At 45.9% G+C, this 22,637-nt stretch carries 23 protein-coding genes and 1 pseudogene; 7 read left to right on the top strand and 17 right to left on the bottom strand.

Features of this window, described 5'->3' with window-relative positions:
* Nucleotides 1-49: 49 nt before the first annotated feature.
* From R7Z77_RS13420 to R7Z77_RS13340, 17 genes are read right to left on the bottom strand one after another with little or no spacing between them, the layout of a single operon-like run.
* Nucleotides 50-1,273, bottom strand: coding sequence for a beta-ketoacyl-ACP synthase (locus tag R7Z77_RS13420; protein ID WP_182016615.1), 1,224 nt, complete (start codon nucleotides 1,271-1,273; stop codon nucleotides 50-52).
* Nucleotides 1,270-1,995 (bottom strand): 3-oxoacyl-ACP reductase FabG, encoded by a 726-nt coding sequence (fabG, locus tag R7Z77_RS13415; protein WP_182016613.1) that lies wholly within the window; start codon nucleotides 1,993-1,995, stop codon nucleotides 1,270-1,272. Before fabG ends, R7Z77_RS13420 begins: the two co-directional genes overlap by 4 nt.
* Nucleotides 1,992-2,456, bottom strand: coding sequence for a hotdog family protein (locus R7Z77_RS13410; RefSeq protein WP_213967339.1), 465 nt, complete (start codon nucleotides 2,454-2,456; stop codon nucleotides 1,992-1,994). Before R7Z77_RS13410 ends, fabG begins: the two co-directional genes overlap by 4 nt.
* Nucleotides 2,449-3,636: a beta-ketoacyl-[acyl-carrier-protein] synthase family protein gene (locus R7Z77_RS13405; protein ID WP_054578011.1), complete on the bottom strand. Its 1,188-nt coding sequence runs from the start codon at nucleotides 3,634-3,636 to the stop codon at nucleotides 2,449-2,451. The genes R7Z77_RS13410 and R7Z77_RS13405 overlap by 8 nt, the downstream gene beginning before the upstream one ends.
* Before the next feature lie 20 nt (nucleotides 3,637-3,656).
* Nucleotides 3,657-4,268 (bottom strand): DUF3261 domain-containing protein, encoded by a 612-nt coding sequence (locus tag R7Z77_RS13400; protein ID WP_054578010.1) that lies wholly within the window; start codon nucleotides 4,266-4,268, stop codon nucleotides 3,657-3,659.
* The gene (locus tag R7Z77_RS13395; RefSeq protein ID WP_064376296.1) at nucleotides 4,265-6,607 is read right to left on the bottom strand and encodes an MMPL family transporter; all 2,343 of its coding nucleotides are present in this window, start codon (nucleotides 6,605-6,607) and stop codon (nucleotides 4,265-4,267) included. The genes R7Z77_RS13400 and R7Z77_RS13395 overlap by 4 nt, the downstream gene beginning before the upstream one ends.
* The gene (locus tag R7Z77_RS13390; protein WP_064376295.1) at nucleotides 6,579-7,199 is read right to left on the bottom strand and encodes a LolA family protein; all 621 of its coding nucleotides are present in this window, start codon (nucleotides 7,197-7,199) and stop codon (nucleotides 6,579-6,581) included. Before R7Z77_RS13390 ends, R7Z77_RS13395 begins: the two co-directional genes overlap by 29 nt.
* Entirely contained in the window at nucleotides 7,199-7,645 is a 447-nt protein-coding gene (locus R7Z77_RS13385) for an acyl-CoA thioesterase (protein ID WP_064376294.1), read from the bottom strand. Before R7Z77_RS13385 ends, R7Z77_RS13390 begins: the two co-directional genes overlap by 1 nt.
* Nucleotides 7,645-9,198, bottom strand: a complete 1,554-nt coding sequence (hutH, locus tag R7Z77_RS13380) for a histidine ammonia-lyase (RefSeq protein ID WP_064376293.1) — start codon at nucleotides 9,196-9,198, stop codon at nucleotides 7,645-7,647. The genes R7Z77_RS13385 and hutH overlap by 1 nt, the downstream gene beginning before the upstream one ends.
* Nucleotides 9,182-10,888, bottom strand: a complete 1,707-nt coding sequence (locus tag R7Z77_RS13375; protein WP_165935336.1) for a glycosyltransferase family 2 protein — start codon at nucleotides 10,886-10,888, stop codon at nucleotides 9,182-9,184. Before R7Z77_RS13375 ends, hutH begins: the two co-directional genes overlap by 17 nt.
* Nucleotides 10,881-11,249, bottom strand: a complete 369-nt coding sequence (locus R7Z77_RS13370) for a 3-hydroxyacyl-ACP dehydratase (protein WP_132936503.1) — start codon at nucleotides 11,247-11,249, stop codon at nucleotides 10,881-10,883. The genes R7Z77_RS13375 and R7Z77_RS13370 overlap by 8 nt, the downstream gene beginning before the upstream one ends.
* Nucleotides 11,250-11,259: 10 nt before the next feature.
* Nucleotides 11,260-12,660: an AMP-binding protein gene (locus R7Z77_RS13365; protein WP_213967342.1), complete on the bottom strand. Its 1,401-nt coding sequence runs from the start codon at nucleotides 12,658-12,660 to the stop codon at nucleotides 11,260-11,262.
* 4 nt (nucleotides 12,661-12,664) lie between these two features.
* A complete protein-coding gene (locus R7Z77_RS13360; RefSeq protein WP_132936505.1) occupies nucleotides 12,665-13,225 on the bottom strand; it encodes a hypothetical protein in 561 nt (186 codons plus the stop codon).
* Nucleotides 13,225-13,482, bottom strand: a complete 258-nt coding sequence (locus tag R7Z77_RS13355; protein WP_318136703.1) for an acyl carrier protein — start codon at nucleotides 13,480-13,482, stop codon at nucleotides 13,225-13,227. The genes R7Z77_RS13360 and R7Z77_RS13355 overlap by 1 nt, the downstream gene beginning before the upstream one ends.
* Nucleotides 13,483-13,497: 15 nt before the next feature.
* Nucleotides 13,498-13,758: a phosphopantetheine-binding protein gene (locus R7Z77_RS13350; protein ID WP_005382278.1), complete on the bottom strand. Its 261-nt coding sequence runs from the start codon at nucleotides 13,756-13,758 to the stop codon at nucleotides 13,498-13,500.
* 13 nt (nucleotides 13,759-13,771) lie between these two features.
* A complete protein-coding gene (locus R7Z77_RS13345; RefSeq protein WP_005388305.1) occupies nucleotides 13,772-14,539 on the bottom strand; it encodes a lysophospholipid acyltransferase family protein in 768 nt (255 codons plus the stop codon).
* Nucleotides 14,536-15,264 carry a beta-ketoacyl synthase chain length factor gene (locus R7Z77_RS13340; protein WP_054865733.1) on the bottom strand — a complete coding sequence of 243 codons (729 nt, stop codon included), beginning with the start codon at nucleotides 15,262-15,264 and terminating at the stop codon, nucleotides 14,536-14,538. Before R7Z77_RS13340 ends, R7Z77_RS13345 begins: the two co-directional genes overlap by 4 nt.
* A 76-nt stretch (nucleotides 15,265-15,340) precedes the next feature.
* Between R7Z77_RS13340 and R7Z77_RS13335 the strand changes: the two genes are divergently transcribed.
* From R7Z77_RS13335 to R7Z77_RS13305, 7 genes and pseudogenes are all read left to right on the top strand, one after another.
* Entirely contained in the window at nucleotides 15,341-15,739 is a 399-nt protein-coding gene (locus tag R7Z77_RS13335; protein WP_005382272.1) for a hypothetical protein, read from the top strand.
* Between the two features lie 27 nt (nucleotides 15,740-15,766).
* Nucleotides 15,767-16,834 carry a class I SAM-dependent methyltransferase gene (locus R7Z77_RS13330; RefSeq protein WP_053307501.1) on the top strand — a complete coding sequence of 356 codons (1,068 nt, stop codon included), beginning with the start codon at nucleotides 15,767-15,769 and terminating at the stop codon, nucleotides 16,832-16,834.
* A 7-nt stretch (nucleotides 16,835-16,841) separates the two neighbouring features.
* Nucleotides 16,842-18,086: an NAD(P)/FAD-dependent oxidoreductase gene (locus R7Z77_RS13325; RefSeq protein ID WP_025766964.1), complete on the top strand. Its 1,245-nt coding sequence runs from the start codon at nucleotides 16,842-16,844 to the stop codon at nucleotides 18,084-18,086.
* 211 nt (nucleotides 18,087-18,297) lie between these two features.
* Nucleotides 18,298-19,038, top strand: a complete 741-nt coding sequence (locus R7Z77_RS13320; protein WP_132936508.1) for a transglycosylase SLT domain-containing protein — start codon at nucleotides 18,298-18,300, stop codon at nucleotides 19,036-19,038.
* Between the two features lie 99 nt (nucleotides 19,039-19,137).
* A complete protein-coding gene (locus R7Z77_RS13315; RefSeq protein WP_053303272.1) occupies nucleotides 19,138-20,346 on the top strand; it encodes a DEAD/DEAH box helicase in 1,209 nt (402 codons plus the stop codon).
* Nucleotides 20,347-20,596: 250 nt separating this feature from the next.
* Nucleotides 20,597-21,242, top strand: a pseudogene (locus R7Z77_RS13310) (potassium channel family protein).
* Complete coding sequence (locus R7Z77_RS13305; protein ID WP_064353721.1) at nucleotides 21,239-22,606, top strand: TrkH family potassium uptake protein; 1,368 nt, start codon at nucleotides 21,239-21,241, stop codon at nucleotides 22,604-22,606. Before R7Z77_RS13310 ends, R7Z77_RS13305 begins: the two are co-directional and overlap by 4 nt.
* The last annotated feature ends 31 nt before the right edge of the window (nucleotides 22,607-22,637 follow it).

Here is a 22,637-nt window from a genome sequence, read left to right as displayed (position 1 = left end):
CCAACAAAAAAGCGCTGGTTAACCAGCGCTTTTGCATTTACTAAGGGCATTACATCTTTTTAAAGATGATGGAGGTGTTGATGCCGCCAAAGGCGAAGTTGTTACTCATCAAATATTTCACGTCCAGCTCTCGACCTCGTCCGGCGATGTAGTCTAAATCACCACATTGCTCGTCGAGGTTTTCTAGGTTGAGCGTTGGGTTAAACCAACCTGTGTGCATCATTTCTAAACCTAGCCACGCTTCAATCGCGCCACAGGCGCCTAGTGTGTGGCCAAAGTAGCTCTTGAGTGAACTGATTGGCACTTTGCCCAGAGCATTCGCTGTTGCGTTGCTTTCCGCAATATCGCCGCGGTCGGTGGCAGTGCCGTGAGCAGATACATAGTCGATCTTCTCAGAAGGAATGCCCGCGTTTTGCAAAGCCATTTCCATACAGATTTGCATGGTTTCCATCTGTGGTTGAGTGACGTGTGCGGCATCGCAGTTGCTGGCAAAACCGATGATTTCTGCATAGATTTTCGCGCCACGAGCGACGGCGTGTTCGTACTCTTCCAGAACCAGTGTTCCCGCACCTTCACCAATCACCAAACCATCGCGATCGGAGTCATAAGGTCTTGGTGTGCTTTTCGGGTCTTCATTCTTTAGACTGGTGGCAAAAAGGGTATCGAAGACAGCAGATTCCGTTGGGCACAATTCTTCAGCGCCACCAGCAACCATCACCGTTTGGTAGCCGTGTTTGATCGCTTCGTAGGCATAGCCGATTGCTTGGCTGCCAGAAGTACATGCACTGCTGGTTGGGATCACTCGGCCTTTCAAACCGAAAAATAGACCAACGTTCACTGCCGTAGTATGCGGCATCATCTGCACGTAAGTCGTTGCGGTGATCGCTTTAGTGGTTTTCTCATTTAGCATGACACCAAATGCACCGATTGCGTCGGTACTGCCTGTTGATGAGCCGTATGCGATACCCGTTTGACCGTTGGTTAGCACGTCGTTACCAATCAAACCTGCTTGGCTTAGTGCGTTTTCTGTTGCGACGGTCGCCAATTTGGAAACACGCCCCATGCCGCGTACTTGCTTGCGCTTGTAGTGCTTTGGCAGTTCAAAATCTAAAATGGGTGCCGCGAGCTTGGTGTTCAAACCATCATACTGTTCGTAAGAAGGCATGTATTGCGTCGCGTTCTGGCAGTCACGCAGTTTTGGCTCGACAGATTGCCAATCGTTACCAAACGCAGTCACGCCTGACATTCCGGTTACAACAACTCGACGGCTCATACTAGGCCTCCGTTTACCGAAATGACTTGGCGAGTTACATAGCCTGCGATGTCAGACATAAGGTAACTGACTAAACCAGCAACTTCTTCTGGCTCTCCCATGCGGCGCAAAGGAATTTGCGGCATCGCGTGTTCTTTCACGTGTTCGTCTACCATGCCTGTGTCGATAAGCCCTGGAGCAACGCAGTTGACGGTGATTTTGCGTTTTGCCAGTTCAAGCGCGAGTGATTTTGTTGCACCAATTACGCCCGCTTTCGCTGCGCTGTAGTTAGTTTGACCACGATTCCCCATTAGGCCAGAGACTGATGCAAGGGTAACAATTCGGCCGCCTTTGCGCTTTTGCACCATTGGCATAACACAAGGGTGAAGAACGTTGTAGAAGCTATCTAAGTTGGTATGAATCACACCATCCCATTCTTCTTCGGTCATCGCAGGGAAAGCGGTATCTTTTGTGATGCCAGCGTTGTTTACGACGCCATAGTAAGCGCCGTGTTCGGCGATATCGGCTTCTAGCTTCTCACGACAATCTGCACGGTCACTGATGTCGAATTGGATAAGACGACCGCTACCACCATGCTGTTCGATGGTGTTTAGGGTGTCTTGCGCGCCTTGTTGATCGCCCATGTAATGGATAATGACTTGGAAACCATCTTTGGCTAATTGAACGGCAATGGCTTTACCGATGCCTTTGCTGGCACCTGTAACGAGGACTTGTCGGGTCATTGTTGACTCCTGATTTTCATTTCTTGTAATTTTTCTTCTGATGGAACGTAAACGTTCAATTGGCAAGTCGCTACAACAGTTCCTTGTAGCTCAATACGGGCTGAAAAAACCGCCATACCGTTATCTTCCATAACTTTTTCAGCATACACATCGAGCACCTGTCCGCGAGAAAACGTATCGAATTCAGACGTGTATCGACGGCTACCAAGCAAAAAGCCAATCGGTGGCGCTTGTTCCTTCATTAATGCGTGGTAACCAGACCACGCCGCGACAGATTGCGCCATAAACTCAATGCCAACGTAAGCTGGCACAGTTTGAGAGGCCGAGTCGAAGAACGGGTTGTGTTCTGCGATATCAACCTGGCAGTGAATCGTATCTTGTTGAACATCCAAAGCACGATCGACCAAGATCATTGGTTTGTCGTGTGGCAAAAGTTGTTCGATGGGAGGAAGTTTAGTCATGAGCGTAACCAAAAATAAGACTAATATTATTGCCACCAAAAGCAAAAGAGTTGCTGAGAATCGCTTTGTTACCCAGTTTGGTTGGCGTCTCAACTAACGATATATGGATATCGTCTGCTTTGGTTTCGCAGTGTTGTATTGGCAAATCAAGGTTGTACTTGAGAATATGCCAAGCGATCGCGGCTTCCGTTGCACTTGCTGCGCCTAATGTGTGTCCGGTAAGTGGCTTTGTCGAGCTTACGGGAACGGAGTCACCAAAGCAGCGATGAATGGCTTTGCTTTCCATCGCATCGTTTAACGGCGTTGCTGTGCCATGCGCGTTGATGTAACCAATGTCTTGCGCTGTAAGTCCTGCATTGGCCAACGCTTTTTTCATCGCTTCTTCTGCGCCTAACCCTTCTGGATGTGGTGCGGAAATATGGTGTGCGTCTGAGCTGTCGCCAGCTCCGAGAAGAGCAACGGGCGCAGGTGTTTTGCTTAGCAACATTAATGCTGCGGTTTCACCGATATTGATGCCGTTGCGATGTTGGTCAAACGGCTTACAAAGGGTATCGGATAGAGCTTCTAAACCGTTAAAGCCGTTTAGTGTGAGGCGACAAATGGTATCCACACCACCCACAATAACTGCATCAACAATGCCAGAGCGAATCAGGCGTTGCGCGGTTAAAAAGACACGGCCACTAGAAGAACAGGCGGTTGAAACTGAGTAATGTGGGCCGCTCAAATCAAAGTAGGCGGCAATAAAATCGCTGCAGTTGCCAAGCTCTTGTTTGGTGTAATGGTAGTCGGCAGGAAAATTACCCTTTGCCAGCTTTTCACCAAATGCGATTTCGCCATCTGAAATGCCAGATGTGCTGGTGCCGATCACGACTGCGATACGGTCACGACCATATTTAGCAATGGCGTCACGCACGTCGCCTTCGATTTGCTGCAAAGCCGAAAGTGCGAGGCGGTTGTTTCTCGTATCAAACTGGCTGAGTGCGGGTGGTAATTGCGGTAACGTCTGTGCGATTCGACCGATTACTGTTTGGCGGCCTGAATTTAAAATATCTCGGTCAACCACCATGTTGGATGGCTTCGCTCCCGATAAACACTGGTGGATGAGCGCATCATCTTGTCCCATGGCAGAGTGAAAGCCACAGGCCTGAATATACAAAGGTTGAGAAGAGCGAATAGGCATATTGTTATTCTAAATTGTTCTTAATTAATCTGATGTTGCAGTGTTTGAATAGAAATTGAAAACTGATGTTTGAGGTGATGAAAATCAATCTTACCCTCTAACTTGTTAGAAGAGCTGTATTGAATCTCAATGATCTTTTCACCGTCGCTATCAAAGATGGCGCGAGAATTATTTTTATCAATAATTCGCCACCTTACCTCATTTAACGATCCTTCCCAAGCGGAACTCGGCCAGAGCGTGATCATCAGGTTAAATAATACCTGTTCTGGCTGCGGTAGCGAACCTTGTAAACCGTTGAGCACTTCGGTTTGAATTTGTTCTCCATCGTAAGACAGTGAGAGTACTCTTGTCCCCCAGGATGAAAAGCCTGCCAACACCACTTCGTTGTTGGTCACTTGCAGTTGTACCGGAAGTTGCTCAGATGTGGTTTTACCATCTATTGCCCAAGAAGCCGTAATTAACTGACTGGCAGACAACTGATAGCCCAAGCTTGCGGGAGTGGGCAAGCTAACTTGGGTGTGCTCGGCAATGTCGACCAGAGGCGTCGATTGGTGAGGGACCAAGCTGCATGCACTTAAAAACAGACTCAGTACGATTAACGTCGCGCAGCGAAAAGCATGGTTAAAAATCATGACGTCGTTTCCTCTGTTTTAATCGCAATCGGAGAGAGCAGCCAAGCAACAAAAATACCACTTAACACCGTAATGCCGAAACTGTGAATCGCGTGAGTTTGGCTGAGTGATAGCAACCCAAATGACAGCACAGTGGTTATTGCCGAAAGGGTGATCGCCAATAGTGTGCTCACGCTGCGGGCTTTCTCGGCAAAGAACAGAGTGTAATCGATCCCGATACCAAGAATGAGCACCAAGCCAAGCAAGTTGAATAGGTTTAATGTTGTTCCCATCGCGACTGCCGTTGCCAGACCGCAGGCGCAAGCAATCAATGATGGCAGTAAAACTCGCCAACTGTGTTGCAGACCGTACCGCTTGATTAATACCAGAAAGATCACAGCACTGGCGGCTGCCAATAGTTCCATGATTTTGATTCGGTATTCACCAAATAGGGCGGATATTTCCTCAGCTTTGTTTAGATAAACAACATCAGACTGCGATTTGGCAAATGCCTTAACAACGGCGGAGTCTTGCAATTGGTTTAACACCACTACCGTTGCAGATTTTCCTTTGATCTTACCCAAATGGAGAAAACGCACAGGCGCTGATACTGGGTTTTGCAAGTACTGATCAACCGTGACAGGGATAAAGTCGGCGTCCATTTTAGGCTTTTTACTTAAGCTCAGTCCGGAAGCTAGTGGGCTGGATTGTGTCGCGTAAAGATCGCGAATCAATTGATAGTCTTGTTGCTGACGCTCCACCGAGCTCAAGTAGCGGCTCAGACTTTGGTAGCTTTCGATGGTGCTGTCCGCTTTCCACGCTTCTAATGTTGGCGTCAAAGACTCCAGCTTTTTCATTAGGTTTTCGTCATCGTCGGCGGTAACGACCAACATTTGCTGCGAAGATTGCATGCCACTAAGCGTCGTAATCAAGGTTTCTTGCTGCTTGAGATCGTTCGGCATCGTTTGCAGTAGACGAATGTCGTCATCGTAGTTCAATTGCAGCAAGAAAAAGCCACTCGCAACCACACATAACATCGGCAATCCGACTTTAATTCGAGGTTGATTCCAAAGCGTTAACCATTTCGCCAACAGTGATTGTCCCGGTAATGTCGAAATGGATCGCGATGGGTTACGAGCCAGTATCGGATACCAAGCCACCACGGTGACGTAAGCGGCAATCAGACCAATGGATGAAAACAGAGCAAGCTGCTGCAAACCAGGAAACGGTGCCACTAACATGCCCAAATAGCCGATCAAGCTGGTGATTAAGCCAAGTGTGATAGCTATGAAAATATGCTTTAATCCTTGCTCGCTATCCCATTCATTTCCCGCCGCAAGACGTTCGGTTAGGTAGTGGAATGCGTAGTCGATAGACACGCCGATTAAACTTGCGCCAAACACTAAACTGAACAGATGGACTTTTCCAAAAATCCACGTTGTCACTGACAACGCAACGAGCAAACCAATGGTGATGGAAAGCAGTGCCAGAGACAGCGGCATCACACTCCGAAAGACCAGCAAGAACAATGCAATGATACCGAGTAGAGAGAATACACCGATGGTGCTGATCTCCGATTTTGCACTTTGCGTACCAAAGTCGGCGTAAAATAGAACGCCAGTATGTGCGACTTCAGCGCCATATTTCTGCGCGACGCTTTGTTCTAGCGCTTGAATATCAGGGACTGCAAGCTGCCCAGTTAGGCTATAAGGCGAGTCTTTTAGTTCGGCAGTAATAAGCAAGTATTGAGCATCGCCTTTTTCGACGGACAGATAGCCGTTATCCAATCGGAAAGAGGACGATTGCTGGGTAACTTGGCTTAAATAATCACGAAATAGCAAGAAAGGGTCATTTTGTAACTCTTGCCCAGTCACCCCAGAAAACGGGTTGTACAGCGACTGAATCACATGCTGCACTTGCTGTTCTGGATTTTGGCTTAAACGCTCTCGTTGTTCAGGCGTCAGCAATTGGAAGCGGTGCTTAAAGTAGTAACTCGCCCAAGCTTGCTGTTCTTGAGGTGAGATTTTTCCTACCACATCGCGAAAATGATTACTTTGGCGTAACCCCTTATCAAATTCAGCGGCCGCTGCAAAAAGGGCATTTTTGTCCGGCGCTGTGATCACGAAAATGACTTTGTCGCTCATACTTGCCGAGACCGACTCAAAGGCTTGCTCAGCCACCGGGTTTTGTTGGTTCTTCGGCAGCAGTTTTAAAATGTTGGTCTCAATCGGAGATTCTGCACTCCAAACCCATTGTTTGAGTAGCAACGCGCCCGCTAAAACAACGAGATTGAGCCAAACCAGAGCAAAGGTGTGAGTGCCAAGACTGAGTTTAGAAACGGAATTGAGCGTCTTCGGCATCCGTGAGTTCCTGAGGTAGAGAGGTCTGGTTCGTAAACGTGATTTCGGTTTTATCGCCGCGCAGCTCTTGTAGGGTTAGGCGATCAATGTGCGTTTTACCGGAAAGAGTGATGGATTGAAACACCGCATTTAATGGCGACTGTTTGGGCACTAAAACGAGCTGCCAATGATTGTTCTCAACTGAAAAATCGAGTGTGAATTGTTCTTGCAGTGCAGAAGTATCCCCGTGGAACACGGATAAAAACACATGGCTAAAGTAGAACGCCATTGGGTTTTCTTCTGCAGAGATCGTTTTCGGAGCTTGGTCGGCAAAAGTCTGACGAAGTTTGTTTTCCGTCAATACCAAATTGACTGCGAAAGGTTCTGTTTGTTGCCACAACAAGCCATGTGTTTTGCTCAGTGTGAACTGACCTTTAGAGGTTAAAGGTTGACTAAACATTTCCAGATGACGCTGCTGCGTAAAATCTCCGCGTACGATTTCATGCTGAGACAACTGCTGTTGAAGCGACGCCAAATCCGTTACGTTTGCTGTCGGTGTGGCCAGTGCTGGAACAGAAAATATCAACAAAAAAGAGAGTAACCACTTTTGCATTAGTTCCGGCTCCCATGGTTGTGCCATTGCTCTACTTTATCTAAAAAGACTGCTGGAGACACAAAGCACATCTCTTGCTTTTCAATGGATACGGCGACTTGCGTTGTATGCGCTTTGCACATACGTTGATTCGTTTCGGCGTCGTAAATCACGTAATCCACACGTAAGCGGTTTTCCCACTCCGTGAGTTGCGCGGTAATACGAATGGTGTGATTAAACGGAATCGCCTTCACGTATTTAACGCGCGTATCGATGATCGGCCACATGTACCCAGAGTCTTGCATATCGCGATAGCTGTATTGGAGCTTCTCCATCAGCACACGACGCGCTTCTTCAAAATATCGAAAGAAGTTGCCGTGATAAATCACGCCCATCGGGTCAGCATCTTGGAATGAGGTGACCATAGTCACCTCCGCTTCTAATGGGTAGAGAACCTGCTCTTGCATTATACCTCCACGTAGAGTGGCCAATGACGTTGCTGAATGCGTTCAATGAAATGACGCAAATCTTGTTCTAACGGGCGATCTTCAATCACAAACTCAAACTCGCTCAGTACGGCGTCACGAATTACTCGCAAACTCTGACTCATGTGGTGTTCGTCCAATTCGTTATGACGGCGACGAATCTCAACCGCTTGAACGCTTGCTAGGAGTGAAGCCGCAGCAACTTGCTCTGTTAACTCAAGTACGCGTAAGCAATCACGAGCCGCGATGGTGCCCATGCTCACTTTGTCTTGGTTGTGACATTCGGTTGAGCGAGAAAAAACGCTTGCTGGCATGGTGTTTTTCAACGCTTCTGCCGTCCAAGCTGAGATACCAATCTGAACCGCTTTAAAGCCGTGGTTGATCGGTTTACGCTCGCCTTCTGCACCGGTTAAGTTAAATGGCAGGCCGTTATTGAACTTGTAATCCATCAATTGCGCCATCTGACGATCCAGCAAATCAGCTAAGTTGGCAATGTTCACTTTCAACGTATCCATCGCCATTGCGATATGACCACCGTAGAAGTGACCGCCGTGCAGAACGCGCTCATTGTCGCCATCGATGATTGGATTGTCGTTGGCACTATTTAGTTCATTCTCAATCAATTGACGTAGCCAAGGCAGTGAGTCTTGCACCATGCCAATGACGTGTGGCGCACAACGTAGCGAGTAACGATCTTGCAGTCGGTCGCTATTGCGTGGCGGACGCTCAGCATTGAGATCATCACGCAGCCAAGCCGCAACTTGCTGTTGACCAGGATGAGGTTTTACCGCAAACAACGCTTCATCAAAGTGGAAGTCATTACCTTGCATACCCACAGAGACCATCGCGGTAATCTTGGTGCACAGCTGCGTTAGGTATTCTGCGCGTTTGTAGGCAAGACAGGCGAGGGCAGTCATCACGGATGTACCGTTCATTAACGCCAAACCTTCTTTTGGTTTTAGGCGAATTGGCTCAATGCCCAGCTCTGCAAACACTTCTTGTGTTGGTCGCACATCGCCTTTGTAAAGCACTTCACGCTCGCCAATTAAGGTCGCTGCTAGGTAAGACAGAGGCGTTAAATCGCCACTTGCGCCCACAGAGCCTTCTTGTGGAATACGCGGCGCAATATCGTGATTGATAAGCGTAACGATTTGGTTCAACAGACCGTGAGACACGCCAGATACGCCTTGCGACAATGAACATAAACGTGTCGCCAACACCGCACGAGCTTGCTCATGAGAAAGGATTTGACCTAAGCCACAGCCATGGAAGCGCGTAAGGTGCAACGGAAGTTCATCCACAAGAGCAGGTGGAATCGCCACAGTGCATGAATCGCCGTAACCCGTGGTCACGCCGTAAATAACGCCTTCTTCCTTCAGTAATCGTTCCAGAAACGCCACGCCACGATCAATTTTCGCGGTAAATTCTGGCGAGGTGTTCATGTGTGCCTTTGCACCTTGAGCAATGGCAACGACATCTTCGATGGTTAAAGATTGGGCACCAAAAGTGATGTTGTGATTATTGTTGTTTGTCATGTGGCTGATTACTTAAAGTCCAGAAGTTAAAAAAGTTGTACCACTGTAACGGCGCTTGCAGTGTGTGGTGTTCTAATCTTTGTGCGTACTGTTGAACAACGTGTTCTAGTGCCTGCTGACGTTCCTTGCGCGGTAGCGTGATTTGGTCACTAAAGTGTTCAAAGTACACATTAAAATGCGGAGTGTTTGCTTCATCGTCGCGTAGGCCGAAGAGTAGATAAACCGGCGCTTTTAATACCGAGGCCAGCATGAATGGGCCTTGCGGAAATGGCGCTGGTTTACCAAGAAAATCTGCCCAAACGACACGATTTTCTTTGCTGGTAGAAGTGCGATCGCCAACGATCACCACCCATTCGCCTTGCTCGATTTTTTGTTGAAGCAGAATCGCGGTGTCTGGTCCCATTGAGCTGACTTGAATCAAATTCAGTTCCGAGTTTGGGTTTACCGCCTTCATTACCGCATTAAATTGTTCAGCGTGTTGGGTAAATACCAAGGCGTTGATTTTGACATGAGAGTGTCGACGACCAAGCGCGCGGCAGAGTTCGATATTGCCAAGGTGCGAGCCTAAAATGAGCACGCCTTGTTTTTTCTGCGCCATCTCTTCGAAATGATGCTGGCCGTGAATGGTTAGGTTATCGACGTTAAAGTCACCTTGCCAGGCAGCCAGTTTGTCGAGCATGGTTCGCCCAAAGGAAAGCAGATGATGATAGCTGTCCAACTGCTTTGGCAGTGCGATGTTCTGCTGCGCTGCGTAGTGCTGTAAGTTGTTCAGGTAAACCTCAGACGCTTCACGGGCAGATTTACCCGTGAAGTGGTAGTAGCGCATGACTAGCTTTAAAATCAGGTCGAACGCTTTTCTACCGAACAAGCGGTAAACCGCGAGCAAGGTTTTGATGCCTAAAATCGTGCCTTGTTCTTTTCGTTTCGACCAGTGGGCATTGCTGTCGTCTGTGTGACGGCGCTTTCTGGCGAGTAGCGAGGGTATACGCGGCAACATGCCAAAAAATAGGCGAGTGTGCATCCAGCTTATCTTGACGTTATCCCACAATGCGTCGAAGTGGGAAATGCCACCTTCAGGGTAGATCACGCGCGTTGGAACAAAATCAATATCGACGCCTTCCCAGTACATTCGCACCAGAATCTCGATATCAAAATCCATGCGTTTGCCGATGTTGTACTTGTTCAACACGGCGACCGTTTTCGCCACTGGGTAGGCGCGAAAACCGCACATGCTGTCTTTGATAGACAGTGACAAGGTTTCTATCCACACCCAAATGTGCGTAGCGTAGCGACCATACAGACGGGCTTTAGGTACGCTCGCGTCGTATATCGGTTGGCCAGAAATCAGGTTATCTGGTTTTGTTTCGCTGGCGCTGAGCAATTTTGGTAGTGCTTCTAGGTCGTGTTGACCATCTGCGTCGATTTGAATGGCGTGCGTAAAACCAAGTTGGTGAGCTTGATGTAGGCCAGCCATCACCGCGCCACCTTTACCTTGGTTTTCGCTCAAACTAATCAGTTTTATCAGCCCTTGCTCACTCAACGCTGAAAGCGCTTGTTTGGTGTCTTCATTGCTGCCGTCGTCCACGACAAGCACTGGCAAATCGAAAGAGGATAACGACGCAACCACGTCTGCAATTGTGCTGCCGTGGTTGTAGCAAGGAATTAAAAAGCAGGGACGGTAATCACTCACGTGACTCACCCAGTTTCATTTTGCCTGAAGAGTGAGTCACCAAGGTTTCACCGTTTTTCGATGTGTACTTAAAGGTCAATTTCTCGCGCTCATTGTCCCAAGAGAGTGAGAGACAAACGTCGGCGTTTGGCAGAATCGGCTCTTGAAATTTGATGACTTCCATTCCTTTAAATACCTTGGGAGTGTTCAAATATTGAACGGCGCAGAACAACGCCCAGTCAATTTGAGTGACGCCGGGTAAAAGAGGAAAGTGACTGAAATGACCTTGGAAATCTAAGATGTCAGCATCCACACGCAGCGAAAGCTCCGCGGTGTGGTCACTCACTTCAATATTCTGAATGGTTGGTTTTCTTTTATCCATGTTACTAGCTTTATTGGAATAGTTTTTCAATTTCAGCAACTTGGCGTTTGCCTTGGCTGTTCAATGGAATTTCGTCGACCACTCGGAATTTTCTCGGGATAGCGATCGGTTCTAGCCAATTGCGCAGTGCCTTGCGAAGCTCAAGCCAAAATTTGCCTTTACCAAGTTCATTAAGCACATCGCTGCCTTTATCGTTAAGTACGATGATCGAGACTAACGTGAGGCGACCAGATTCTTCCATTGGGATCACCACGCTTTCTTGAACCCACGGCAATTGCTCTAAACGTTTTTCCACTTCGACAAGGGAAATACGCTTTTCTTCGACTTTGACGATTCGGTCAGTGCGTCCACGCAATTCAAAAGAAATACTATCATGGAAATAGCATTCATCCGCAGTTTGGTACCAAGTGTTTTCATCAATGTGTGGCGAGCGGAGCTTTAAACAATTCTCATGGTTACGCTCGGCTTCAACACCAGGGAATAACGTCCAAGGAGTGCTGGCTACGTGCTGCTGACGGTAAGCGATGCCGCCGGTTTCTGTGCTGCCAAAAACTTCAATAGGAAGTGACCCAAACAACTGCTGGCTGTGCTGCGCCGCTTGGTTTGGCAAAGGGCCACCAGAAGAAAATACACACCGAATCGCAACCGGATTGTGCTCTTCACTGAGTCGTTTTAGTAACGCAGGGCTGCTTACTAGCGTGGTGTCAGCATCAGCGTGATGGACAATTTGCTCTGGGAACTCAAGGTTGTGTGCTGAAAATGGACGTGCAGAGCACAAAGGCCACAATACGCGGAACAGCAAGCCGTAAATGTGTTGATGAGAAACGGTGCTTTCAACGCGTGTGCTGGCAACCGTGTCGCCCCATAGGTTATCTAGAATAGAAACTTCGATGTCGAGCTGTTTCAGCGTTTTTGCAATGGCTTTTGGTGTGCCGCTTGAACCCGAAGTGAATAGCGTTACCGGTATTTCCGCCAGGTTTAATTCACGCCAAAAATAAGGTTGTTTGGCCTCTGACTCGTTAATCACGGTGGTTTCTAGCAATGATTGAGCTTCGATCAAAAGCGAGCTCACCAGTTCTGGAACCGAGACATCGGCATCATGCAGCAACAAATCGTAGTGCTCACTGAGCTCTTTGAGTGCTTCTGGTTGGTAATTACCAGGTAATACAATGGATTTTCCTGCATAACTACAAGCAAAAAAGCCAACGGCAAACAGGTAGCTGTTGCCAAAACACAACGCAATGTTTTGCGTTGGTTGGGTTTCTAACTGCTGAGCAAGTGTTGCGACGTGCTGCTGGAAATCACCCCACGTGATAACCGTGTCGCGCTCGTAAGAGACTGGGGATTGCTCAGACCTCTCTGCGATGAACAAGGTCGCTAGGGAGGTAAAGCTCGAATACGTTGTATTCATACGATTAGTGTTCCTTTCGAACAAATTGACGCACGATCCATTCTCCAGCGAACAAGCCACCAGCAAGTAAGTAGCTGATGAGGCCGTTATAAAGCGTCCATATTTTTACTGGTAGGAAACAGGTATAGAGTGCAACAGCAGCGTTGAGCGTAAAAAAGGCGCACCAAACCATCGTCACTTTGCGAGTGTAAGTCACGCCACTAGCCGGAAGGTCGGGTTCTTGCAAGCGAGCAAGCCTCTCTATGATCGATTGCGGCTGTTTTAAGCTCAGTCCAAATACACACAGCATACATACATTGACAACGACAGGGTAAAACTGAAGCCACCCATGTTGTTTAAACACCATGCCAAGCGTAATTAGGACAATGCCAACAGCGCCCGTAACGAGCGCCAAGAACTTAAACTCTTTTAGTGGGGTCTTATTTGCGACGAAAACACGCAAAAGTAACGCAGCAATTAACAAGCCCCCAACTAAGTTCAAGCCAAATTTATCTATACCGAAATAGACGGCGAAGGGGTAGGCAAACAGTACAATTGCAGACAGACCAGTCAGCAATTGGCGCATTAACTTTCCTTCAATAACTCAGTAACAGCGTTAACCACATCGTCGACGGTTCTTACTGTACTAAACTCTGCCGGCTTGATTTTTTTGCCAGTGACATTCTGTAGGTGTACGACCAAATCAACGGCGTCAATGCTATCAAGATCGAGATCTTGGTATAAGTGCGCATCTGATTGAATGTCGGCTGCATCAATTTCGAACAGCTCAACAAGCGCATCTTTAACTTGTTCAAATACTTGACCTTTATTTACATCAGTCATGAATATACCTACAACTTATTCATTAGTTTGAGAAGAAACGTATTTCGCTAGATTTGCTACAGACGCAAAGTGTTCGCGCGTATTTGAGTCGTCGGCATCAATAACGATGTTGTATTGTTTTTTTATTGCGAGTCCAAGCTCAAGCGCGTCGATAGAATCTAAGCCAAGTCCATCACCAAAAAGTGGTGCATCCGTTTCAATATCATCTACGGTTAAATCTTCAAGGTTTAAAGCATCAATAATAAGTTGCTTAATGTCGTTGTGTAACTGTTCCACTGGGACCTGCTTATTAATAAAAGTTTTCTGGAAAAATGTTTTCAGCTAGGTGCTGTTGTAAGCGTCGCGCCGCTATTGTCGGCGACGTAGTTTGCTTTATAAAGGGGGTAATCTCAACTTTATCCTTAACTTCAACCCTGAAAAAGGGCTTTGTTGCCGGTACTTGATACCATTTTTTCTCTTTTGTGAGGAAACTTGGCGTTACCGTAATATGGACAACTCTTAAATCTCGTTCTGTTCTTACCGCAATTTGTGCTGCACCGCGTTGTAATTTCGGCTCTACACCTGGTGTTGTTCTTGTTCCTTCAGGGAATATAAGCAACACGTTGCCTTTGTTAAATCGTTCATCACAAAGTGCTAATAAATCATCCGGTGCTTCATTGGGAATATATCCGGCTGCTTTTACGATGTGCTTCATAAAAGGATTCGACCATATTGCCGATTTTACTAAACAGTCGCAGCGATTTAATTGTGAAGCAATGAGAACGTAATCGATTAAACTAGGGTGGTTGGCAACAATTAAACAATTACGATCTTGTTGAAGAATATCGGCACCAATAATTTGATAATCGATTGCGCCACTTAGCTTCATCAATTTACAAAATGTGTTGAATGAATATCGAATCGCACCCTGAACTTTATATTCGCGTTCCGTTTGGTCTGAAACAAAAATACGAATGGTCGGAATAACAATGAAACTCAGTACTAAACCACCTAACCCAAATACTGAAAAACAAAAGCCTGTTGCTAGCACACGCCAATACTGATTTAAGCGAGTCATTTTTTGTGCCATTCCCAAGCTTGATGCGGAGCGAAAATAGTCCACTGGCTTTTATCTAACAAGTATTGTTGCAAAAATACTAAACCTTGAGGAAGAGGATGACCGGAACGTTCTGCGTTTATGGAGCTTTGTATCGCGAAATTGTCTCCATGAGAAAGTATTAAGCCAAGTCCAAACCCTTGGTATTGTTGGTTTTCATATTCTAAATAAGAGTCAGGCATAGGCTCATCAAAATCAACAAGCAGCACTTTTTTGTCAGGATTGTCGGACAAAAACAGCCATGCTTCTAATATTGCGCTTTGGAATGTGTTTTCTGCCGCAGCGATAGAAGTTAGGGGAATGGGTTGTTTAGTTGCGATAGTGGCAAGCCCTGCGGCGGTATTGTGCACCGATTGAGAAAAAGCCATCGGAGACGCCTCTTCTCCATTAATTATATCTTCAACTAGTGCGACGCTGCGATGCAGTTCACCATGACGGCTTGAAAATACAAGGTAATCAACTTGATGTTGATTAAGCATTTCGATTGCAGTTTGTACCGCCAGTTTACTGAGTGGGCTCATTCTTCTGCGCATCATCGCAGGAATATTTGCAACATTGATTTTGCCATCTTCTGGCCATTTTATCTCTGTTGCCCATTGTTTCCATTCATTGGATTCGGATAAACCGAATGAATTCGCTGTCCACGCATCAATATTGAACGAAATGTTGATCTTCGAGTTTGGCATATTGGGTTAAATTGTTTATTTTACAGCTCGATACAAATTGGGGTTGACCCAAATTCACAATAAAAAGGAAATTATCATGTCGCGTTTTAAGCTGTATGTCTCGTTATTATTAACTTTGCTTCTTGTTGGTTGTGGACGAGTACAACCTGTAATGAATGTGGAGGATACTCCAGTTGCTTATGATCTTCAAAATAAACAAGTAAAAATGGCCATAGTGCAATCAGCAACTAACCGAGGCTGGACGATCGAAGAAGTAAGCCCTGGTGTTCTTATTGCAAAAATCCACGTTCGTAAACACTCTGCAGAAGTAAAAATCCCATACAATAATAAATATTACTCAATTATTTATCTCAACTCAGTAAATCTCAAAGCAAGTGATGGCAAAATCCACCGCAATTACAATCGTTGGGTAAACAACTTGAATGTTGATATTCAGCGAGCTATTGCATTGTTGGGCAATCAATCTCAACAATAAAACTATTAATTGCAGTTAGGTTTTTCCGTGTTAAATCAAAATAATGACCCTTTTAATGCTTTTGAAGCGAAGACAGAAGCTCAGAAGTTATCTTTTGCACCAATCGTGTTCCAGACCGCCAAAACGCTTCGAGATTTAGGTATTTTAGCCGCTTTAGACAGCGCTGGCGCACAAGGCATGAGTGCCACAGATATTGCCGAGAAAACGGGAGTATCAGAATATGGTGTTAAAGTACTGTTGGATATGGCGATTAGTGCGCATATTGTTTTATGGGAACGACCTAACTATTCGCTTGCAAACCTTGGTTTTTACCTTCTTCATGATGGTATGACGAATGCAAACATGGATTTTACGGCAGATGTTTGTTACGCCGCGATGATGCATTTGACGGAAGCAATTCAAGAAGGTAAACCGTCTGGTTTGAAAGAGTTGGGCAATTGGGAGACCATCTATCAAGGTCTATCGACGTTACCAGAACAAGCCAAACAGAGCTGGTTTAAGTTCGATCATTTCTATTCGGATCGCTCGTTCCCACTTCTGCTTAAAGAGGTATTTGCAAGCAAGCCAAAGCATCTTGTGGATATTGGCGGAAATACGGGAAAATGGGCGATTCAGTGTTGTAAACATGACCCTGACGTTCAAGTGACGATTGTTGATTTACCGCAACAATTAGAAGTAGCGATGAAGAATGTTTCAGAAAACCAGTTCGTCGAGCGTGTACGTCCATACCCTGCAAACATGCTTGATAAAGCACAAACATTGCCTGAGCATGCTGACGTATGGTGGATGAGCCAGTTCTTGGATTGCTTTTCCCCAATTGAGATCCTCAATATCCTTAAAAAAGTTAAAGCCCAGTTAACGAAGGGAGATACTATTTACGTATTGGAGCTGTTTTGGGATGCTCAAAAATACGCGGGAGCTTCCTATAGCCTTAATGCCACTTCTCTTTATTTTACCTGTTTAGCTAACGGTAATAGTCGCTTTTATCGCAGTGATGATTTCTTAGAAATTGTCGAAGCGGCAGGTTTATCTGTCGTTGAAAGAACCGACAATATTGGCCTTGGTCATACCTTATTAAAACTACAAGCAAACTAAATTCAGAATGAAAACAGAGCTCAAGCAAGTTGTTGTCGTAGGAGCGGGGCCATCAGGTTCAACCGTTTCTGCCTTATTAAAATCGCGTGGCATAGATGTTGTTGTCTTAGAAAAAGCGACTTTTCCACGTTTTTCCATAGGAGAAAGCCTACTCCCTGCATGTATGGAAGTTGTTGAACAAGCAGGAATGACCAATGCAGTAAAGCAGTTTGGCTTCCAGTATAAAGATGGTGCTGCATTTCGTCGTAATGGCGTATACACCCAGTTCGACTTTACAAACAAATACACGCCAGGACCGGGCACGACGTTTCAGGTTCAACGTGCCAGCTTTGATAAAGTATTGGCAGATAGCGCTGAAGAGCAAGGCGTAGAGATTCGCTATCAGCATGAACTGCTCAATCTAGTGTTTGAAGGGAAAAAGTCTCGATTAGAAGTGCTCGACTCAAATAAGAAGGCTTATCAAATCGAAGCAGATTTTGTGTTGGATGCAAGTGGCTTTGGGCGTGTTTTGCCACGCTTGTTGGAGCTAGAAGAACCTTCTTGTCTTCCGCCTAGAAAAGCGATCTTTACCCATATCGAAGATCATATCTCTCCCCAAGAGCCGGAATACGACCGCAACAAAATTTTAATTTCAGTTCATCCTGAAAATCACGACGTATGGTACTGGCTAATCCCATTCTCTAATGGTACTTGTTCGTTTGGTGTGGTGGGTGAGCCAGAATTTTTCGAACAATACCCAGAAGATAAGATTGCAGCGTTGCAGCAGTTAGCCAATGAAGAGCCGGGTTTGGCTTCTTTGTTGCGAAATGCGAATTACCCGAATCCAGCAGGCGAGTTGGGTGGCTATTCTGCTAACGTCAAACGTTTAGCGACAGAGCACTACGCGTTGCTTGGTAATGCAGGTGAGTTTCTTGATCCTGTATTTTCATCGGGTGTCACTATCGCCATGAAATCGGCAGAGTTTGCAGCGGACTGCGTGGTTCGTCAGCTGAATGGTGAAAAGGTTGGTTGGCAAGAAGAGTACTCGCAACGCTTAATGGTGGGAGTGAACACATTCCGCACTTATGTGGAAGGCTGGTACAACGGCACGTTGCAAGATGTGATTTTCTATCAAAACCCGAACCCACGTATTAAACAGATGATTAGTGCGATTTTGGCTGGATATGCTTGGGATACGAATAACCCTTACGTAAAACAAAGTGAGCAGCGTTTGTCGACGCTTGCAGAACTGGTTCGGGAAGCTGAACTGTAAGAATATACATTCGCTTATCCGAGAATCAGTAAACCTAGGTCTTACCAAAAAAATTGGTAAGACCTTTTTAATGCCTCTTTACTTTTACTTCTAGCGTGTTGGAGACACATTGACCACTTACATCGGTGTGTATCGAATTTGAGAATTTTTATGGTGACATTGATCACATCTAGAATTCCTATTGCTGATATTTATATTAAATTTGTAGGAAATGGATTACATTCTGGGAGTGTTCCCTACATCTGGCTTCGTTGTGAAAACGGTTTATAAGCAACTGTATAAGTTAGTAAAGTTCCAAAAACTACACCAAAAAAAAGACAAGTTTCTTACCAAATCAATTCGCTTGGTGAGTTCGAGCCATCGACTACGCCAAACGCTTCCTCTACTTTCTAAAATTGTCGAAGAACATGACGCATCAACGGTCTCTTCGATTGCAGATCCCGAGAACGCGGTAGCGTGGGGAGGTAAAGTTTCTCCAGAGTTCAAATCTAAAGTCATCCGTATTAGTAAAGAGCTAAAGATCAATCATAATCATCTTATGGCGTGCATGGCATTTGAAACTGCTGAAACTTTCAGTCCAAGCATCAAAAATGGTTCCGGAAGCGGGGCTACAGGGTTAATTCAATTTATGCCCTCTACCGCAGAGTCATTAGGAGTGAACACAAAGACTCTTGCGAGAATGAGCGCGCTTGAACAACTTGACTATGTGAAAGCGTACTATTGGCCCTATCGAAATAAAATTAATAGCTTAGAAGATGCTTACATGGCCATTCTCTACCCTGCTGCGATTGGTAAACCGCCGTCTTTCGTTTTGTTCAGACAAGGCTCAATTGCCTATCGACAGAATGCAGGTATCGACCGCCACAAAACGGGGAAAATCACGCTTAATGATGTTTCCTACAAAGTGAGGAAAAAATTAGAAAAAGGTTTGCAGCCCAATTTCATGGGCTAAGATTGTGTCATGTTCCTAGTTTTTCGCGCATGAATCCTTCTGTTACTTCACGGGGATTCTGATACACTACGCGCCCATTTCCTCTGTTGAGACCTTTCTATGCCATTTTCTAAGCTTGGTTTAAGCGCATCGATTGCTGATGCAGTAAAAGCGCTAGGTTATGAAAAACCCACATCTATCCAACAAAAAGCCATTCCAATCGTATTGCGTGGCCGCAATTTAATTGCAGCAGCGCAAACGGGCACAGGTAAAACGGCCAGTTTTGTTCTGCCAATCTTAGAAAAGCTTAGTCGAGGCGAAACGCAACGTAAAAAACGCGCTCGTGCGATTATCCTAACGCCAACACGCGAACTTGCGCTTCAGGTTCATCAAAGTATTGAAGCTTATGGTAAAAACTTACCATTACGCTCAATGGCGATGTTTGGTGGTGTGGATTATGCACCACAAAAACAAGCCTTGATCGAGGGTGTCGATATTGTGGTAAGCACGCCTGGGCGCTTGATTGATCTGTACGGTCAACGCGCGATTCACTTTGATGAAGTGGAAATGCTAGTGCTTGATGAAGCCGACAAAATGTTGGATATGGGATTCATCGATGCGATCGACAAAATCGTCGACTGTATGCCAGAACATGTGCAAAGTTTGCTGTTCTCAGCGACGTTATCTAACCCTGTTCGTGACTTGGCGAAAAATGCGATTATTGATCCTGAAGAGATCACGATTGCAAAGCACAGTGCCTCAAAATCAAATATTAAACAGTGGATCACGACCGTCGATAAAGACATGAAGTCGTCGCTGTTAAGTCACTTGCTTAAAGAAAATGACTGGTCGCAAGTACTGGTATTTATTGAAACTAAACACGGCGCAGCCAAACTGGTAAGCCAACTTGAGAAACGTGGCATTGTGGCAGAAGCATTCCACAGTGGCCGTAATCAGCGTGTTCGCCAGGAATTAATAGAAAAGTTTAAAGCGGGTGAAATCCAGTACTTAGTCGCAACCGGCGTTGCTGCGCGCGGTATTGATATTGATAATCTGCCAGTTGTCATCAACTACGATTTACCTTACCCAGCGGATGAGTATGTACATCGTATTGGTCGTACAGGTCGTGCTGGCGCGAAAGGTGAGGCGATATCACTGGTTTCAAAAGACGACTTTAAGAACCTCTGCATGATTGAAAGTCGTTTAGGGCACTTGCTAGAGCGAGTGGAAATTGAAGGTTTTGCGCCAAGAAAGCCAGTACCAGTTTCAATTTTAAATTACGTGCCTAAGAATAAACGTAAACCGCACGATAAGCGCGAATCAAAATAGCCAGTTTATCCCATGATCTAAAAGCCGCATTCTTGCGGCTTTTTGCGTTTTTAGGCATCCAATTATGTAGCCATCGCGACGGTTTCTATTCGGTAATGAGGAAAAAAGTTAATCAGTGTCATACGCTTAACACGTAAAGTGAATCAAGGTGCGTTAAGCTTTTGTCAATTATCTGTCCGCAGGTTTGCACAAGGTAAGGAATGGGCGCAAACTTTTTTGCTTGCTAATGAATGCATAAGATGGGGCACAAATGAAAACAGGTGATAAGCAATTCGCCGTTATTGGTCTTGGCCGATTTGGTTTGGCAGTGTGTAAAGAGTTACAAGATTCAGGCGCTCAAGTTTTAGCCGTTGACATCAACGAAGACAGAGTTAAAGAAGCCGCCAGTTTTGTTAGTCAGGCGGTTGTGGCTAACTGTACTCACGAAGAGACGGTTGCTGAGCTCAAACTTGATGATTACCATCGGAGCGGATGTCAATGCCAGTATTCTTGCGACATTGATTGCTAAAGAGGCGGGAGTAAAGTCAGTATGGGTTAAAGCCAACGACCGCTTCCAAGCTCGTGTTCTGCAAAAAATTGGCGCAGACCACATTATCATGCCTGAGCGTGACATGGGGATACGTGTCGCGCGTAAAATGCTCGATAAACGGGTTCTTGAGTTCCACCCATTAGGCAGTGGCTTAGCTATGACGGAGTTTGTGATTGGCTCTCGTTGGATGGGTAAGACACTAAGTGATTTGGCTCTGTGCAAAGTCGATGGCGTGCAAGTGCTAGGGTTTAAACGGGGGCCAGAAATTACCAAGGCACCTGACCTTAATACCGCACTAGAAATTGGTGACCTAATTATTGTGGTCGGCCCTCAAGATGCGCTCGCAAATAAATTAAAATCGCTATGACGTATTTTCATCAGAAAGGTGTTTTTTACGCACCAGATGGTAAACAAGAGAAAGCGAAAGGCAACGAACCGCGAATTATATTGCTCAGTTTTCTCGGTGTTTTACTGCCTTCTGCGGTATTGCTAACCTTGCCAGTTTTTTCTGTTACGGGCCTGTCGATAACGGATGCTTTGTTTACCGCAACGTCCGCTATTAGTGTGACAGGGCTTGGTGTTGTCGATACTGGGCAACACTTTACGCTTGCGGGTAAAATCTTGCTGATGTTTTTAATGCAAATCGGTGGGTTGGGGCAGATGACTTTGTCGGCGGTCTTACTCTATATGTTCGGCGTGCGTTTGAGTTTGCGTCAACAAGCGCTGGCGAAAGAAGCATTAGGGCAAGATCGGCAAGTCAATCTAAACCGACTAGTAAAGCGGATTGTTGTTTTCGCGCTTGTTGCAGAAACGATCGGGTTTATTTTTCTCTCTATCCGCTGGGTCCCTGAAATGGGCTGGAAGACTGGTATGTTTTACGCCTTGTTTCATGCAATTTCTGCATTTAACAACGCTGGGTTCGCGCTGTTTTCTGACAGTATGATGAGCTTTGTGAATGATCCGTTGGTTATCTTTACACTGGCGGGGCTATTCATTTTTGGCGGGCTTGGTTTTACTGTTGTGGGTGACATCTGGCTAAACTGGCGCAAAGGTTTCCACTTTTTGCATCTTCACACCAAAATCATGCTGATTGCGACACCGATATTGCTCTTAGTCGGAACGATGATGTTTTGGTTACTTGAGCGAAGCAACCCAAACACAATGGCGTCTTTACCTGCAACAGGGCAATGGTTGGCGGCATTCTTTCAATCTGCGAGTGCTCGAACGGCAGGGTTTAATAGTGTTGACTTGGCGTTGTTTACCCAGCCGGCCTTACTGGTCATGATTGTTCTAATGTTAATTGGAGCGGGTTCCACCTCAACGGGGGGCGGTATTAAAGTTTCCACATTTGCTGTTGCGTTTATGGCTACGTGGACCTTTTTACGCCAAAAGAAACATGTGGTTATGTTTAAGCGAACCATAAATTGGCAAACTGTGACTAAGTCATTGGCAATTATCGTTGTGAGCGGAGCCATCCTGACAAGCGCAATGTTTTTATTGATGCTTACCGAGAAGGCCAGCTTTGATAAGGTTATGTTTGAAACCATTTCCGCATTTGCCACAGTGGGGCTCACCGCCGGTTTGACTGCGGAACTTTCTGAACCTGGTAAATACATTATGATCGTGGTGATGATCATTGGTCGTATTGGGCCGCTCACGCTTGCCTACATGTTGGCACGTCCTGAACCTACCTTGGTCAAATACCCAGAAGACGCCGTTCTTACAGGTTAATATAGCGTTCAACAATGGCCGCGCGACCATT

The sequence above is a fragment of the Vibrio sp. 1401 genome (assembly GCF_033340295.1).
This window is presented reverse-complemented; position numbering and strand designations above follow the sequence as displayed.